The sequence below is a fragment of the Actinoplanes sp. NPDC051851 genome (genome assembly GCF_040681165.1).
In the GTDB taxonomy this organism is placed as follows: Bacteria; Actinomycetota; Actinomycetes; order Mycobacteriales; family Micromonosporaceae; genus Actinoplanes.
The window spans coordinates 210,252-226,468 of record NZ_JBFAYF010000008.1 but is presented as its reverse complement, the minus strand read 5'-3'; the positions used below and the strand labels follow the sequence as shown (position 1 = coordinate 226,468).

At 72.4% G+C, this 16,217-nt stretch carries 11 protein-coding genes; 1 reads left to right on the top strand and 10 read right to left on the bottom strand.

Annotated features, from left to right (window positions below; genetic code table 11):
• Positions 1–5: 5 nt before the first annotated feature.
• Together uraH and uraD are read right to left on the bottom strand one after the other, a co-directional pair.
• The gene (gene uraH / locus AB0M08_RS11345; protein ID WP_364491613.1) at positions 6–368 is read right to left on the bottom strand and encodes a hydroxyisourate hydrolase; all 363 of its coding nucleotides are present in this window, start codon (positions 366–368) and stop codon (positions 6–8) included.
• A complete protein-coding gene (gene uraD, locus AB0M08_RS11340) occupies positions 358–855 on the bottom strand; it encodes a 2-oxo-4-hydroxy-4-carboxy-5-ureidoimidazoline decarboxylase (RefSeq protein ID WP_364491657.1) in 498 nt (165 codons plus the stop codon). Before uraD ends, uraH begins: the two co-directional genes overlap by 11 nt.
• 172 nt (positions 856–1,027) lie before the next feature.
• Between uraD and AB0M08_RS11335 the strand changes: the two genes are divergently transcribed.
• Positions 1,028–3,925: an ATP-dependent helicase C-terminal domain-containing protein gene (locus AB0M08_RS11335; RefSeq protein ID WP_364491611.1), complete on the top strand. Its 2,898-nt coding sequence runs from the start codon at positions 1,028–1,030 to the stop codon at positions 3,923–3,925.
• A 176-nt stretch (positions 3,926–4,101) separates the two neighbouring features.
• Here the strand turns inward: AB0M08_RS11335 and AB0M08_RS11330 are convergent, their stop codons facing one another.
• The 8 genes from AB0M08_RS11330 to glgX form a co-directional block, all read right to left on the bottom strand.
• A complete protein-coding gene (locus AB0M08_RS11330) occupies positions 4,102–6,597 on the bottom strand; it encodes an EAL domain-containing protein (protein ID WP_364491609.1) in 2,496 nt (831 codons plus the stop codon).
• Between the two features lie 49 nt (positions 6,598–6,646).
• Positions 6,647–7,369: a protein phosphatase 2C domain-containing protein gene (locus AB0M08_RS11325; RefSeq protein ID WP_364491606.1), complete on the bottom strand. Its 723-nt coding sequence runs from the start codon at positions 7,367–7,369 to the stop codon at positions 6,647–6,649.
• Positions 7,370–7,450: 81 nt separating this feature from the next.
• Positions 7,451–8,482 carry a hypothetical protein gene (locus AB0M08_RS11320; RefSeq protein WP_364491604.1) on the bottom strand — a complete coding sequence of 344 codons (1,032 nt, stop codon included), beginning with the start codon at positions 8,480–8,482 and terminating at the stop codon, positions 7,451–7,453.
• 85 nt (positions 8,483–8,567) lie between these two features.
• Complete coding sequence (locus AB0M08_RS11315; RefSeq protein WP_364491602.1) at positions 8,568–9,695, bottom strand: transporter substrate-binding domain-containing protein; 1,128 nt, start codon at positions 9,693–9,695, stop codon at positions 8,568–8,570.
• Positions 9,696–9,740: 45 nt separating this feature from the next.
• Entirely contained in the window at positions 9,741–9,950 is a 210-nt protein-coding gene (yidD, locus tag AB0M08_RS11310; RefSeq protein WP_364491655.1) for a membrane protein insertion efficiency factor YidD, read from the bottom strand.
• Entirely contained in the window at positions 9,950–11,683 is a 1,734-nt protein-coding gene (treZ, locus tag AB0M08_RS11305) for a malto-oligosyltrehalose trehalohydrolase (RefSeq protein ID WP_364491600.1), read from the bottom strand. Before treZ ends, yidD begins: the two co-directional genes overlap by 1 nt.
• Positions 11,680–13,947, bottom strand: coding sequence for a malto-oligosyltrehalose synthase (treY, locus tag AB0M08_RS11300; RefSeq protein WP_364491598.1), 2,268 nt, complete (start codon positions 13,945–13,947; stop codon positions 11,680–11,682). Before treY ends, treZ begins: the two co-directional genes overlap by 4 nt.
• On the bottom strand, positions 13,947–16,058 hold the full coding sequence (gene glgX / locus AB0M08_RS11295; protein WP_364491596.1) for a glycogen debranching protein GlgX: 2,112 nt from the start codon (positions 16,056–16,058) through the stop codon (positions 13,947–13,949). The genes treY and glgX overlap by 1 nt, the downstream gene beginning before the upstream one ends.
• Positions 16,059–16,217: the final 159 nt, after the last annotated feature.

Here is a 16,217-nt window from a genome sequence, read left to right as displayed (position 1 = left end):
GAGTTTCAGCTCCCTCGATAGGTGGTGTAGCCGTACCGGCTGAGCAGCAGCGGCACGTGGTAATGACGTTCCGGGTCGTGGACGTGGAAGGCGACCGTGATCTCCGGGAAGAAGCAGTCCCGGCCGAGATACGGCTCCACGTAGAAGAAGAGCCGATACCCACCGGCCTGCCAGTCGTGCATCGGCACGCGGTACTTCAGCCGCCCGTCGCCGTCGGTCCGCCCCTCGGCGATGGTCTGCCAGCCGTCCGCGTCCCGGCGTTCCAGCCGCACGTAGACGTCCCGCGCCGGATCACCGGTGACGGTGTCCAGGATGTGCGTCGAGATCCGGGCGTGGAACTCGGGCGCCGTACCGTCGTCAGAGGGCATCGAGCACCCGCTCCAGTCGCAGCAACGCGATCTTCCGCAGCTCATCCTGCACGATCGCCCGCTCGGCCGTCTCGTCGTTCGCCAGCCGCCCGCGCGCCGCCTCCAGGATCTCCCCTTGGCTCCGCCCACTCGCGAAGATCAAGAACACATGCCCGAACCTTTCCTCGTACGCCCGATTCGCGTCGATCAGGGCGGCCTTGGTGAGCTCGTCCGCGCTCTGGGCCGCCGCCGACTGCTCGGCCCGCGACCACGCGGCCTCCCGCGACGCCCCGGCCGCCCGCTCCCCGATCCGCGGGTGCGCGCCGAGCCCGGCCAGCACATCCGCCCAGCTCAGCGCCCGCGCCGCCGCATCCGCGCCGGCCACGATCCCGGCCACGTCGGCGTAGGGCCGCCCGGCGATGATCGCCGCACCCCAGGCCGGCGCCGCCAGACAGGCCAGCAACTGTTCCGCCAGGTCCCCGTCCGGCAGCACGTTGAACGTTTCCACCGCGCTCAACGGTCACCCCCTCTTTCGTGTTGATCAGTCAAGCAGGCGGATCCCGCCCCGGGTATTACCGAACGGAAGAATTAACACGGCCACCCTGCCACGATCCTCACTTCGAAACATGCCCGGTCGTGCCCCGGGATCCGCCCCGGAGAGCGCGCGGCAGACTGGGGCCGTGCTGATCGACGCCGACGCCCTCCCCGATCTGCCGGTCCGCGAGCTGCTGCCGGAGGTGATCCGCACGCTCGCCGACGCCGGTGCCGCCGTCCTGGTCGCACCACCCGGCACCGGCAAGACCACCCTGGTCCCGCTGGCCCTGGCCGGTTTCCCCTGGCCCGGCACCCCGTCCTCGGGCGTGCCCGGCGCCGCCTGCTCAGGCGAGCCCGGCACCGCGTCCTCGAGCGAGCCCGGCGCCGTCTCCTCGGGCGAGCCCGGCACCGCGTCCTCGAGCGAGCCCGGCACTTTCTCCTCGGGCGGGCGCGTCATCGTGGCCGAGCCCCGGCGGGTCGCCGCCCGCGCGGCCGCCCGGCGGATGGCCGACCTGCTCGGCGAGCCGGTCGGGCGACGGGTCGGCTACGCGGTCCGGGGCGACCGCAAGGTCTCCCGCGACACGGTCGTCGAGGTCGTCACGACCGGGTTGCTCGTCCGCCGCCTGCAGCACGACCCCGAACTGGCCGGTGTCGCCACCGTGATCCTCGACGAGTGCCACGAACGCCACCTCGACTCCGACCTCGCGCTCGCCTTCCTCGCCGAGGCCCGCGCCGCGCTCCGCCCCGACCTGCGCCTGCTCGCCACCTCCGCCACCGCCGACGCCGACCGCCTCGCCGCGGTCCTCGACGCCCCGATCCGCACCGCCCACGCCCGGACCTTCCCGGTGGAGACCGTCTGGACTCCCCCACCCACCCCCATCACCCCGCCTCTCGGCCTGCGCGTCGACCCCCGCCTGCTCGACCACGTGGCCGCCACGACCCGGCGGGCGCTCGCCGAGGGCGACGGCGACGTCCTGGTCTTCCTCCCCGGCGCCCGCGAGATCGACATCGTCGCCGGACGACTCCGCGGGGTGGACGCCGAGGTGATCCCGCTGCACGGCCGCCAGTCCGGTTCTGCCCAGGACGCCGCGCTGCGCCCCGGCCCGCGCCGCCGGGTGGTGCTGGCCACCGCGGTCGCCGAAAGCAGCCTGACCGTGCCCGGCGTCCGCGCGGTCGTCGACTGCGGGCTCAGCCGAGTCCCCCGGATGGACCACTCCCGCGGCCTCGGCGCCCTGGTCACGGTCCCGGTGTCCCGCTCGTCCGCGACGCAGCGCGCCGGCCGGGCCGGTCGTGAGGCGCCGGGCCGCGCCTACCGCTGCTGGTCCGAGGCACAACACGACCGCCTGCCCGCCCAGCCGGAGCCGGAGATCGCCGCCGCCGACCTGACCGGTTTTGCCCTGGACCTGGCCCTGTGGGGACATCCCGACGGCACCGGCCTAGCCCTGCCCGACCAGCCTCCCGCGGGCGCCCTCCGCGCGGCGAAGGCCACGCTGCACGACCTCGGCGCCGTCGACGACTCCGGCCGGGTGACCGAGCGGGGCCGTACGCTGGCCGCGGCCGGGCTGCACCCCCGGCTGGCCCGCGCACTGCTCGACGGCGCCCCGCTGGTCGGCGCCCGCCGCGCTGCCGAGATCATCGCGGTCTTCGACGACCCGCGATCCGCCACCGACGACCTGGTGACCGCCCTGCGACGGGCTCGTTCCTCCCGAGACCCGGCCTTCCTCGCCGAGGTACGCCGCCTGGCCTCGGTACCCGCTCTCTCCACGTCCGCTGCCGAGACATCGCCGACCCCTCCCTCCGGTGCGGGTGTTTCCGCCGTGGGGACAAGCATTCCGGGTTCCGGCGGCGCGAACCACCGGGCCGGCCATCGAAAAAACGACGGTCCGCCGGGTGGGGAGAGCCCGGCGGCGCGGGGCGTGGGCAACCCGGCAGCGCGAGGCGTAGGCAACCCGGCAGCGCGAGGCGTGGGCAGCCCGGCGGCGCAGGGCGAGGAGAGCCCGGGGGCACAGCCCGGGGACGGCCCGAGGGCACAGCGCCGGGGTGAGCCGGCCACGTCCGGGCTGGGCATGCCGGATGATCTGGCCACCGGGCTCGTGGTCGGGCTCGCCTACCCCGAGCGGGTGGCGACGGCCCGGGAGCCGGGCGGCCGGGCGTACCTGATGACGAACGGAACCGCCGCTGAGCTGCCGCCGGAGAGCGGCCTCGCCGGCACGTCCTGGCTCGCGGTGGCCGCGGCCGATCGTGCCGCCGGCGCCCGGACGGCCCGCATCCGCAGCGCCGCCCCGCTCGACGAGCCCACCGCCCTCGATGTGGCGGCGCACCTGCTCACCGAGGAGACCGAGATCGGCTGGATCGACGGTGACGTGGTCGCCCGCCGGGTACGCAGGCTCGGCGCGATCACCCTCACCAGCGTCCGCCTGACCGATCCTGATCCTGCTCGGCTGCGCGCGGCGCTGCTGACCGGACTGCGCGCGACCGGCCTCACCCTGCTGACCTGGAGCCGCTCAGCGCAGGAGTTGCGCGCCCGGCTGGCCTTCGCGCACGCCGCCCTCGGCGAACCCTGGCCGGACGTCGCCGACCCTGCCCTGCTGGAGCACGCCGAGGACTGGCTCGACCTCGGCTCCGCCCGCCGCCGCGCCGACCTGGCCCGGATCGACGTCACCGCGGGCCTGCGACGCCTCGTCCCGTGGTCGGTGGCCGGGCGTCTCGACGCGGTGGCCCCGGAGCGCCTTCCGGTGCCGAGCGGTTCGCAGATCCGGGTCGACTACTCCGACCCCGCCGCACCGGTTCTCGCGGTCAAGGTCCAGGAGGCTTTCGGCTGGCGTACGGCCCCGCGTCTCGCCGACGGCCGCATCCCGGTCCTGCTGCACCTGCTCTCCCCCGCCGGGCGCCCGGTCGCCGTGACGCGTGACCTGGCCTCCTTCTGGGTGCAGGGCTATCCCCAGGTACGGGCCGAACTGCGTGGCCGCTACCCCCGCCATCCCTGGCCCGAGGACCCGACGACCGCCGCACCCACCCGCCGTACCAACCCCCGCTCCCGTTGATCTCCCGCCCGACCGGGTGAAAAGCGCCAGAATGCGCGGCGAACAGCGCGAGGCGGAACGGGACAGCGAGCAGCACGGCGGGCACGGGCGGCGGGCACGGGCGGCGGGCACGGGCGGCGGGCACGGGCGGCGGGCACGGGCGGCGGGCACGGGCGGTGGGCACGGGCGGCGGGCGGTTACGGGGTGAGCTTGGCGAGCGGCACCGGAGGCCCGAACAGGTAGCCCTGGCCCAACGGGCAGCCCAGGCCGGCCAGGGCTGCGGCCCGATCGGTGGTCTCGATGCCCTCGGCGACGACCGTGATGCCCAGGTCGGCGCAGATGGCCAGGACCGAGCGGCAGAGCGCCCCTGCCCGCTCCGGCGCCGTGTCCACGTCGGTGAGCGTCGAGTCGAGTTTGACCGTGTCGACCGGCATGCCGTGCAGCTGGGCCAGCGCGTTGTACCCGCTGCCGAAGTCGTCCAGCGCCACCCGTACCCCCCACTCCCGGAGCCGGGCGACCACCACCGCAGCCCGGGGCATGTCCGAGATCCGCAGGGTCTCGGTGATCTCCACGACCAGCCGGGACGGTGGCAGCGAGTGCCGGGCCAGGGCCGCGGCGACCGCCGCCTCCAGGCCGTCCTGCCCGAGCCGCCCGGCGGAGACGTTGACGTGCACGGCGATCGGCCGCCCGAAGCGGCGCTCCAGCTCGTGGGCGTCGGCGCAGGCCTGGTCGAGCACGAAGTCGTCGATGGCGGCGACGAGCCCGGTGCGCTCGGCCATGGTGACGAAGACGTCGGGGTGGACCGGGCCGGCGACCGGGTCGGTCCAGCGGGCCAGCGCCTCGACGGCGACGGTCGCCTGGTCGGTGAGGCGGACGATCGGCTGGTAGTACACCTCGAAACCGGACGCCGCGGGGCTGCCGCCGGTCAGCGCCCCGGCGAGCAGCTGCGGCAGGTCGGCGTTCGGGCCGTGGACCGGGCCGGTGAAGCGGATCAGGGCGCCCTTGCCGCGGCGTTTCACGGCGTACATGGCGGCGTCGGCGCGGCGCAGCAGCAGGTCGGCGGAGAGGCCGTCGTCGGGTTCGGCGGCGACCAGGCCGATGCTGACGCCGACGCTGACCGAGCGCCCGTCGATCAGGTACGGCTCCCGCAGTGCGGCGAGCACCCGCTGCCCGATCGTCTCGGCCTCCTCCTCCCAGAGCACCGCCGGCAGATCGGCGCCGGAGACGGCGGGGGGAGCTGCGGCGACAGAGGGAGCGGCAGAGACAGGGGTAGGGGCAGGGGTAGGGGCAGGGACAGGGACGTCGGTACGGCGCCGCAACGGCGCGAGCGGCGCATCGGCCGAGATCCGGATGCCCGCCGCGGAGAGCACGTACCGCCGGGGCCGGAACGCCGGGCGCCGGCGCGGGGCGGGTACCACCGGCGCCGGCGTCTGGTCCAGCACGACCGCGAACTCGTCCCCGCCGAGCCGCGCCACCAGGTCCTGCGGGCGTACCCCGGACCGCAGCCGTTCCCCGATCGCGAGCAGTACCCGGTCGCCCATCGCGTGCCCGTACGTGTCGTTGATCAGTTTGAAGTCGTCCAGATCCGCGAAGAGCACCGCCACCGGCTGCTTCGCGTCCAGGGCGAGCACCAGCCGCTCCCGGAAGAGCGCCCGGTTCGCCAGCCCGGTCAGCGGATCGTGGTACGCCTGATGGTGCAGCCGCCGCTGGGTCTCCACGACGCGCCGGATCAGCGCCGTGTTGTCCAGGATGGTGATCATCTGACGGGTGACCACCAGGCCCAGCCCGAGCCACCCGAGGTAGGCCTGGAACGAGGTCGGCGGATGCCCCGCGAGGGTCCGCACCCCGAGCACGATCCCGCTGACCAGCACCGGCCCGTACGGCATCAGCAGCGGGAACCAGTCACGCCGGTGCTGCGGGGCCGGATCGGGCGGCGGTGGCATCGGCCGGGCCGGGCTGAGCGCCGCCAGCGCGATGAACATCGGGCCGAGAAGGTACCCGGCGGTCTGCAGCCATCCCGGTTCCGCCCCGGTCAGCCGTACCGCGTCCGCCGTGCCGAAGGCGACCAGCGCCGCGCCGATCAGCCGCAGCGGCCGCCGCCCGGCCGGCGAGTCGGGGCGGGTGGTGAGCAGCAGCACGACCATGGTGAGCAGCACCAGGTCGGCGACCGGGTAGGCGATCGCCCACCCGGCGAACGAGCCCCAGTCGGCGATCCGCCCGAGCAGTCGTTCCGGGATCACCGACCAGGTCAGCGCGAGCACCGAGCCGGTGATCAGCACGCTGTCGATGATCAGCGCGATCTGGTCCCGGCGCAGCGAGGTGGGCACCGGGCGGGGCCGGGTGCCGGCCGCGCCGAGCAGGCCGGCCAGCATGCAGGCCGGCAGCACCAGCACGCCCACGTCGAGGACCCGGTGGTGGATGTCCCGGGCCGGGTCGGCGAGGTCGAGCGCGACCCGCCAGAGCCGGTTCGCCGACCAGAGGGTGAGCCCGCCGACGGCGATCAGCCGCCAGGTCCGCTGGACGCCGGTCCGGCGGCGCGCCGCGGCCAGGCAGAGCCCGGCCGCGGCGAGGCCGGTGACGAGCTGGGCGGCGTCCTCGAAGACCCGCGGCCCGTCCAGCACGAACTCGCCGAAGGCGACCACCCCGAGGGTGAGCACCAGCGTGCCGATCAGTCGCGCCGTCGTGATCACCACCAGGGTCCGGGCCGCTCTCCGTGAGCCGCGGCCGGATGACGATAACCGGTCAGTCGCCCGCGGTCACGTCGGCGACGACCACCGTCACGTTGTCCGGGCCGCCACCCCGCAGCGCCAGGTCGACCAGGCGCTCCGCGCACGTCTTCGGATCGGGGACGGTGCGCAGCTCCTCCTCGATCGTCGCGTCGCTGACCACGCCGGTCAGACCGTCGCTGCAGAGCAGCCAGCGGTCCCCGACCTGCGGTTCGACGATGACGTACGCCGGGCTGACCGGCTCGCCCTGCAGAACCCGGGTGACCACCGCGCGCCGCGGGTGCCCGGCCGCCTCCTCGGGTTTGATCAGGCCCTGGTCGACCAGCATCTGCACGTACGTGTCGTCCTTGGTCAGCTGGTTCAGCCGCCCGTCGCGCAGCAGGTAGGCACGGGAGTCGCCGACGTGGGCCATCGCGGCCCGCTCGCCGTTGAAGAGCACCGCCGTCATCGTGGTGCCCATCCCGGCCAGCGACGGGTCGGCGGTCACCTGTTCGGCGATCCGCCCGTTCGCCATCTCCAGCGCCTTGTGCAGCGCGTCCATCTGGTTCTCGGTGTCGATCGGGACGTCCAGAGCGACCATGGCCTCGACGGCGACCCGGCTGGCCAGATCGCCCGCGGCCATGCCGCCCATACCGTCCGCGACGACGAGCAGGCGGTCACCGGCGTAGTGACAGTCCTCGTTGTTGCTCCGGACGTGTCCTTGGTCGGTGACGGCCGCCCACCGCAGGTGCAAGGTCATGGCGTGCAGCCTGCCAGGTCGATGGCGAGCTGTCTGCACGTGGTGGGCGGCGCGTCGCACATGTCGGACTGGAAAGTACACTCAGGCCGGGTCACGGGGCCGCCCCAGGCATCGAGGATCGATTTCGGTCACCTTTCGTGTGGGCGCGATCCACTCCAGCGCCGACGCCTCGACCTGCCAGCCGCGTACCGCGACGGCGCTCTCGGGTGGAGTCTCGGCTTCGGGGCAGAGTGTCTTCGAGCGTACTTCGTTGTTGGGGATGAACGTCACCTCACCACCGGGACTGAGCATGGTGGTGGAGGTGTCGTCGACGGCGATCAGCTGGCCGCGGACCACCTCGCCGACCGGCTCCCCCTCGGCGCCGACCTCGATGGCGGTGCTGGGCAGCACCGGCGCACGGAGGAAGACCACGCCGACCACGAGGGGCAGGGCCAGGGCCGCGCCGACCGCCGGCCAGTGGGTCACCAGCCGGGCCCAGCGGGCCGGGACCGCCCCGGTGAGCAGCGGGCCGAGCAGGGGTGGCACCCCGAGCAGCACCGCCGTCGCGTACTCGCCGCCGCGCAGGGCGGCCGTCACGCCGGGCCAGACGAAGGCCCAGACCAGCAGGCCGGTCAGCACCGGGACGCCGAGGGTGAGCCAGAGCATCACCCAGCGCTCGGCGCGCAGCCGCTGCACGCCGGTGAGCCCCAGCACCGCCACGATCAGCATGGCGAGCGTCGGCAGCATGCGCAGCTGCCAGGTGAAGGCGGCGATCATCACCGCGATCATGACCACCCAGTCCGGCATCCGCAATGCGAAGACCGCGAGCGGCGAGCGCCCGGCCTCGCCCGGCGTGCTGACCAGCAGGATCCCGCCGAGCACCCGGATCGTCAGGATGACCGCCGGGATCGCCCAGGTCAGCGTGATGAAGAGGGCGCTGACCATGCCGAGCGGGTTGATGTACTGCACCAGCAGCAGCATCGTCGGCAGGTCCTGCCGGCTCAGGTACCACAGGCGCAGCACCAGCAGCATCAGCGGGAACGCCGGCAGCATGGTGAGCAGCCAGTTCAGCTGCGAGCGGCGCCGGTGCGGCGAGGCGATCGGCCTGCCCTTGACGAAGATCTCGGTGGTCATGCCGGGCCACCTCGGTCATGCCCTCCCGGCCCTCGCCTGCAAGGCCGTCGTCGGCTGGCGGCTGGCTGCCGCTCGGTGCAGTCGGTCATTCCAGGAGATCTTCCCATGGCAGTTCACGTACGTCCGGGCGCGTCACCCGGGGCTGCTGCGCGATCGCTATCGGGGTCTTGCCGTTCGCGGCCGCCTCCACCTGGAGATTGCTCTGGTACGCCTCTTCCCAGCGGTCGTCCCGTGGGTCCCGGTACGACCGGTACAGCGTGATGTCGACCAGCTTCTTCAACGCCGGGTTCTCCCCCACGTTCACCCCGTACGCCTCGGTGGCGTCCAGCCCGAGGTCCCAGTGGTCGTACTTCGCGGGGAACCTGGCCTTCCACCCGGCGAGGATCGCCGCGTCCGTGCTGACCGCGTCGACCTCCCCCCGGTCCAGGGCGGTGAAACACTCACTCACCCGATTCTTCCGGACGACGTCCGCGCCCGCCTTGGACGGGGCCGCCTCGCTGGTCGCGGTGGAGAGCGTGCAGACCTTCTTGCCCTTGAACTCCTCGAGCGCGGAGACCTTCGAGTGCCCGGCCAGCGTCATCACCGACTGCTCGGTGTAGAGATACGCCTGGGAGAAGGTCACTCCGGCCATCGCCTCCCGGGCCTCGGTGATGCTGTAGCTCGCGATCACCATCTTGACCGGCACCCGGTTGCCCTCGGCGTCGGTGGCCTGCATCCGGGCCCGGTCCTCGCTCTCCATGCCGTAGAAGCGCACGTCGTCGCGGCGGAACCCCAGATCCTCGGCGATCATGTACGCGATGTCGATGTCGAAGCCGGACCAGATGCCGGTCTTCGCGTCGTAGTACGCGGTCCCGTACTGGTCGTCCTTGACCCCGACGTCGAGCACCGGCCAGCTGTCCACGCCCGCCTGGGCACGCAGCTCGGCGAGCGAGGGCGGCCCGCCGACGAAGAGCCGGACCAGGGTGAGCGCCACGGTCAGCACCAGGGCCAGTCCGAGACCGGCCAGCCGCAGCGCCTCCATGTTGAAGCGCTCCGGCGGGTCCGGCAGCGCGGCGGACTCCGGCGGGGGCAGCGCCTCGGGAACGGCGGGCAGCGGCAGCCCCTCGTCCCGCGCCTCCTGCTCGGCGATGCCACGCACCGCGATGTCCTCGACCGTCGTGCGCCTGCGCAGCGGCCACACACGGCGCGTCTGCGGCGGAAAGCCGTCCCCCATCGACCCGAACCCCCTTCCCCGGTCGGGTCATGGTGCACCATCAGGTCACGGAACGGGATCCCAGGTACCCGACGGGACACCGGGACGGCATCGCACCAGACGCCCCAGTGTCAGCCTCACCCCCCGCTTCGGTCCGTACCGTTCGACGGCCTCCAGCGCGAAGGCGCTGCATGTGGGCTGGTAGCGGCACTGGGTGGGCAGCCTCGGCGAGATTTTCCGGTACGCGCGGATGGCGCCCAGCAGGACACGGGTCATCACCGGGAAGTGCGTACCACCACAGCGCTCTCCGGGGGAAGCTCCACCCGGTCCCGCTGTAGGACGACGCCCTCGGCAGTGGCGAGCAGCACCGCGGACGGGACCGCCCGGACGCTGACCGTCCGCGGCTCGGCGGCGAGGTTGACCGCGATCGCGTACCGGCCGCGGCGGATCACCACGTGCTGGTCGCCGTGCCAGACCTCGACGTCGGCGAGCCAGGGGTCGGTGAGGTCGGGCACCGAACGGCGCAGCCGGATCAGCTTCCGGTAGAACGCCAGCATCTCGGCGTGCCCCGGCTTGCCCAGCTCGGACCAGTCCAGCTTGGAGCGCTCGAAGGTGGCCGGGTCCTGCGGGTCGGGCACCTCGCTCTCGGCCCAGCCGTGCCGGGCGAACTCGCGGCGCCGCCCGGTCTGCACGGCGGCGGCCAGCTCCGGCTCCGGGTGGCTGGTGAAGAACTGCCAGGGGCTGGTCGCCGCCCACTCCTCGCCCATGAAGAGCATCGGGGTGAACGGCGAGGTGAGCAGCAGGGTCGCGGCGACCCGGAGCAGGCCGGGCGAGAGCGTGGCGGTGAGCCGGTCGCCGATCGCCCGGTTGCCGATCTGGTCGTGGTTCTGCAGGAACGCGACGAACCGGTGGCCGGGGGTGCGCTGCCGGTCGACCGGGCGGCCGTGCCGCCGGCCCCGGAACGAGGACCAGGTGCCGGCGTGGAAGAACGCGCCCGTAAGGACCGTACGCAGGCAGTCCAGGGATCCGAAGTCGCCGTAGTAGCCCTGGCGCTCCCCGGTCAGCAGGGTGTGCAGGGCGTGGTGCACGTCGTCGTCCCACTGGGCGTGCAGGCCGTACCCGCCGCCCTCGCGCGGGGTGATCAGCTTCGAGTCGTTCAGGTCGGACTCGGCGATCAGGGTGAGCGGGCGGCGCAGCGCGGTGGAGAGCGACTCCACCTCGACGGCGAGCTGTTCCAGCAGGTGGGTGGCGCCCTCGTCGTGCAGCGCGTGCACGGCGTCCAGCCGCAGCCCGTCCACGTGGTAGTCGCGCAGCCACATCAGCACGCTGTCGGCGATGTAGCGGCGCACCTCGCCGGAGTCCGGGCCGTCCAGGTTGAGCGAGCTGCCCCAGGAGTTCTGCCCGGCGCTCAGGTAGGGCGCGAACATCGGCGCGTACGCACCGGAGGGGCCGAAGTGGTTGTAGACCACGTCGAGCACCACGCCCAGGCCCCTGCCGTGGGCGGCGTCGACGAAGCGCTTCAGGCCGTCCGGGCCGCCGTACGCCTCGTGCGGCGCGTACCAGCAGACCCCGTCGTAGCCCCAGTTGTACTCGCCGTTGAACGCGTTGACCGGCAGCAGCTCGACCAGGTCGACGCCGAGCTCGACGAGGTGGTCGAGGCGCTCGATCGCGGCGTCGAAGGTGCCCTGCGGGGTGAACGTGCCGATGTGCAGCTCGTAGAGGACCGCGCCGGGCAGGTGCCGCCCGGTCCACGCCGCGTCGGTCCACGCGAAGGCCGCGTGGTCGTAGAGCCGGCTCGGCTCGTGGACGCCGCGCGGCTGCCACGCCGACCGCGGGTCGGGCAGCGGCTTGTCCGCGCCGTCCAGGACGTAGGCGTAGTCGGTGCCGGGACCCACCGACGGCAGGTCCAGGCGCCACCAGCCGCCGTCCGCGGGCTCCATCGCGTGCTCGGTGCCGTTCACGGACAGCCGGGGCGACGTCGACGGCGCCCATACCTCGAAGGTCGTCATTCTTTCACCAGAAGCGCGACGGGATAGGTCTGCAGCAGCTCGGCCACGGCCACGTGGGTGCCACCGTAGCTGGCGTTCGTGAACAATTCCGTCCAACTGTGTCCGTCCAGTGAAAGGGTGGTGTCGTGCCACCCCCCGTGACGTGACAATCCGACCGGCAACCGGGTGGCGACCGCCACCACGCCGCCCCGGTCGAAGGCGAGGACGTGCTCGCCGACCCGGCCCTCGGCGTAGACCGGGCGGTATCCGGTGAACAGCTCGGGGCGCTGCCGCCGCAGTCGCAGGATCCGGCTGGTGACCAGGAGTTTCGCCGCGCCGGACTCGTCCACCGGCGGCAGGTGGCCGTCGTCGATCCGGCTCAGCATCGCGCGGCGGGCCGCGAAGTCGACCGGCCGCCGGTTGTCCGGGTCGACCAGCGAGTGGTCCCAGAGCTCGGTGCCCTGGTAGACGTCGGGCACGCCGGGCATGGTCAGCTGGACGAGCTTCTGGCCGAGCGAGTTCGACCAGCCGGGCGGCGTGATCGAGGCCGCGAAGTCACCGATCTCGCGGTGCAGCGCCGGGTCGTCGTAGATCTTGTCGATCATCGCGCGCAGGGCGTCCTCGAAGGGCCCGTCGGGGCGGTGCCACGAGGTGGCGGCCGCGGCCTCCCGGGCGGCCTTCACGGCGTACGCGAGAAGCCTCTCCCGGGAGATCGGCCAGGCACCGACCGCGACCTGCCAGATCAGATGGGCCAGCGAGGGATCCGGGAGCGGAGCGATCCGGACCCAGCGGCGCACCACCTCGGTCCAGTCGCCGGGCAGCTCGGAGAGGACCGCCAGGCGGGCGCGCACGTCCTCGCCGCGCTTGGTGTCGTGGGTGGCGAGCGAGGTCATCCCGGCCGGCCACTCGCGCTGCCGCTGACCGGCGCACTCGTGGAACTCGTCGGGCCGGACGCCGAAATCGGTCGGATCGTTGCCCACCTCGTTGCGGGCCACGAAGCGGGTCCACCGATAGAACGCGGTGTCCTCCACACCCTTGGCCATCACCGCGCCGGTGAACTGCTGGAACCGGATGGCCAGCTCGTCCTCCGGGTCGCGCAGCCGGTTGGTCACCTGATCGAGCGCGGGGATCAGTTGCGGTCGGCGACGGCCCGCCTCGGCACGGGCCGCCGCCAGGTGGCGCTGCCCGGCGGGCAGGTAGGAGCGGTAGACCGGGAAGCAGGCGGCCAGTTCGGCCAGGGCCCGGGGCGCGCTCTCCAGCTCGGGTACGAGGGCGGCCATCCGGCGCAGCTCGGCGGCGAGCAGCCGGGTCGCCGCCGTCGTCTTGGTCTCGTGCACGAGGTTCTGGTACGAGATCTCGTGCCCGGTCAGATGGTGGTCGAGGGTGTCGAAGAACGCCTCGGTGCCCGGGTCCACGAAGACGCCGCAGACCTCGGCCATCGCGTCGTACCCGGTGGTGCCGTCGACCGGCCAGGCGGGCAGCCGCTCGCCGGGCTCCAGGATCTTCTCCACCACCAGCCAGGCGCCCGGTGCCGCCGCGCGCAGCCGCTCGAAGTAGCCGCCCGGATCGCGCAGCCCGTCCGGGTGGTCCACCCGCAGGCCGTCAGCGATCCCCTCGCGGATCCAGCGCAGGATCTCGGCGTGCGTGGCATCGAAGACCGCCGGGTCCTCGACCCGGAGCGCGGCCAGCTCGACGATGCCGAAGAAGCGCCGGTAGTTCAGCTCGGCGTCCCCGCGGGTCCAGGCGACCAGCTCGTAGTGCTGCCGGTCGTGCACCTCGCGGGCGCTGCCGCCGCCGGTCCCCTCGGCGATCGGGAACCGCTTGTCGTAGTAGGCGAGTTCGTCGCCCTCGACGGTCAGTTGGTCGAGCGCGTCCGGGTCGTCGGCGAGCACCGGGACGAGGATCCGCTCTCGCGACCAGTCAATGTCGTAAAAGTCCTTGTATTTGGAATTTTGTCCATTTTTAAGGACATCCCACCAGGTTGGATTGGCCTTCGGAACGGCGATGCCCGCGTGGTTGGGCACGATGTCGACGACCAGGCCGAGGCCGGCGGCGGTCAACGCTTGATGCAGGGAGCGCAGCCCTTCGGCACCGCCCAGCTCCGGGCTGACCTGGGAGTGGTCGGCGACGTCGTAGCCGTGCGTGGAGCCGGGCCCGGCGGTGAGCAGCGGCGCCGAGTAGAGGTGGCTCACGCCGAGGTCGGCCAGGTAGTCGGCGAGCTCGGCGGTGGCCTTCAGCGGGAAGTCGGGGCGGACCTGGACGCGGTAGGTGCTGCTCGGAGCCATCAGACCGTCCTGTCGAGCACGATGAGGGAGCGGTCCGGCACCCAGATCTTGTGGCCGGCCTCCACGACCGACGGGCGATCCGGGGACGGCGCGGCGGTTTCGATCACTCGTTCCCACTTCTCGCCGTACTCGGCCGGCGGGGTGGCGAACTCCAGGGGCGCGTCGTGCGCGTTGAAGAAGAGCAGGAACGAGCTGTCCACGTGCCGCTGGCCGTACTGGCCACGCTCGCGGATGCCCTCGCCGTTGACGAAGAGCGCCACCGCCCGGCCGAAGTCGTTGCCCCAGTCGTCGCCGGCCATCGGGCGGCCGTCCGGGGTGAACCACTCCAGGTCGGGCAGCGGGTCGCCGCCGCCGCGCGCGGTCACCGGCAGCCCGGTGAAGAACCGGCGGCGCTGGAACACCTGGTGCCGGTGCCGGAACGCGGTCAGCGTCCGGGCGAACTCCAGCAGCTGCTCGTCCGCGTTCTCCCAGTCGATCCAGCTGATCTCGTCGTCCTGGCAGTACGCGTTGTTGTTGCCCTGCTGGGTCCGGCCCAGCTCGTCGCCGTGCGAGATCATCGGCACGCCCTGACTGAGCATCAGGGTGGCCAGGAAGTTCCGGCGCTGGCGGGCGCGCAGCTCCAGCACCTTGGGATCCTCGGTCGGGCCCTCGATGCCGCAGTTCCAGGACCGGTTGTGGCTCTCGCCGTCCCGGTTCTCCTCGCCGTTCGCCTCGTTGTGCTTGTCGTTGTAGCTGACCAGGTCGGTGAGCGTGAACCCGTCGTGCGCGGTGACGAAGTTGATCGAGTGGAACGGCTTGCGCCCGTCGTCCTGGTAGAGGTCGGCCGAGCCGGTGATCCGGCTGGCGAACTCGGCGAGGGTGGCCGGCTCGCCGCGCCAGAAGTCCCGGACGGTGTCCCGGTACTTGCCGTTCCACTCGGTCCAGTTCGGCGGGAAGTTGCCGACCTGGTACCCGCCCGGGCCGACGTCCCACGGCTCGGCGATCAGCTTCACCTGGCCGACGATCGGGTCCTGCTGCACCACCTCGAAGAACGTGGAGAGCCGGTCCACGTCGTAGAACTCCCGGGCCAGGGTGGAGGCGAGGTCGAAGCGGAAGCCGTCGACGTGCATCTCGGTGACCCAGTAGCGCAGCGAGTCCATGATCAGCTGGAGGCTCTGCGGGCTGCGGACGTTCAGGCTGTTCCCGGTGCCGGTGTAGTCCATGTAGAACTGCGGCTGGTCCTCGACGAGCCGGTAGTACGTCCGGTTGTCGATACCCTTCAGGCTCAGGGTCGGCCCGAGGTGGTTGCCCTCCGCGGTGTGGTTGTAGACCACGTCGAGGATGACCTCCATCCCCGCCGCGTGCAGCGCCTTGACCATGCCGCGGAACTCCTGGGTCTGCTGGCCGAGCGAGCCCATCGCCGAGTACCCGTGGTACGGCGCGAAGAACCCGAGCGTGTTGTAGCCCCAGTAGTTGCGCAGCCCCAGGTCGTGCAGGCGGTTGTCGTGGACGAACTGATGCACCGGCATCAGTTCGACCGCGGTCACACCGAGTCCCTTGAGGTGCTCGATGATCGCCGGATGCCCTATCGCCGAGTAGGTCCCGCGCATGTCCCGGGGGATGTCCGGGTGCCGCTGGGTCAGGCCCTTGACGTGCGTCTCGTAGATCACCGAGTGGTGGTACGGGATGTCCGGCCGCCGGTCGTTGCCCCAGTCGAAGTAGGGGTTCACCACCACGCCCTTGGCCATGTACGGCGCCGAGTCCAGGTCCGACATGCGCTCCGGGTCGCCGAAGTCGTACGCGTAGAGCGACGGGTGCCACGCGATGTCCGCGTCGACCGCGCGCGCGTACGGGTCGAGCAGCAGCTTGTGCGGGTTGCACCGGACCCCGCGGTGCGGCTCGTACGGGCCGTAGACGCGGTAGCCGTACCGCTGTCCCGGCTCGACACCCGGCAGATACGCGTGCCAGACGAACGCGTCCTGCTCGTGCAGCTGCACCTTGCGCTCGTTACCGGCGGCGTCGAAGAGGCAGAGCTCCACCGCCTCGGCCACCTCGGAGAAGATCGCGAAGTTCGTGCCCGTCCCGTCGTACGTGGCACCCAGCGGGTACCGATGACCAGGCCAAACCTGCATACCGTGCTCCTACCCCTCGGCCCTCGGTCGTCACGACCGGCCCCGCTGCTCATGCCCCGCCGCGGGATCCCCTAATCCTGTCCGGCCGCGTCTATGCCCATTCTCGCGGAGGGGCCTGATACGGTCGGCCAGACTGTCCGTTTAGGTGCATATTTATCC

Bases quoted from the DNA above. Each gene is read 5' to 3' on its own strand.
- yidD (WP_364491655.1), bottom strand. From the start codon at position 9,950: ATGACCCGTGTCCTGCTGGGCGCCATCCGCGCGTACCGGAAAATCTCG.
- uraH (WP_364491613.1), bottom strand. From the start codon at position 368: ATGCCCTCTGACGACGGTACGGCGCCCGAGTTCCACGCCCGGATCTCG.
- AB0M08_RS11315 (WP_364491602.1), bottom strand. From the start codon at position 9,695: ATGGGGGACGGCTTTCCGCCGCAGACGCGCCGTGTGTGGCCGCTGCGC.
- treZ (WP_364491600.1), bottom strand. From the start codon at position 11,683: ATGACGACCTTCGAGGTATGGGCGCCGTCGACGTCGCCCCGGCTGTCC.
- AB0M08_RS11320 (WP_364491604.1), bottom strand. From the start codon at position 8,482: ATGACCACCGAGATCTTCGTCAAGGGCAGGCCGATCGCCTCGCCGCAC.
- AB0M08_RS11325 (WP_364491606.1), bottom strand. From the start codon at position 7,369: ATGACCTTGCACCTGCGGTGGGCGGCCGTCACCGACCAAGGACACGTC.
- glgX (WP_364491596.1), bottom strand. From the start codon at position 16,058: ATGCAGGTTTGGCCTGGTCATCGGTACCCGCTGGGTGCCACGTACGAC.
- treY (WP_364491598.1), bottom strand. From the start codon at position 13,947: ATGGCTCCGAGCAGCACCTACCGCGTCCAGGTCCGCCCCGACTTCCCG.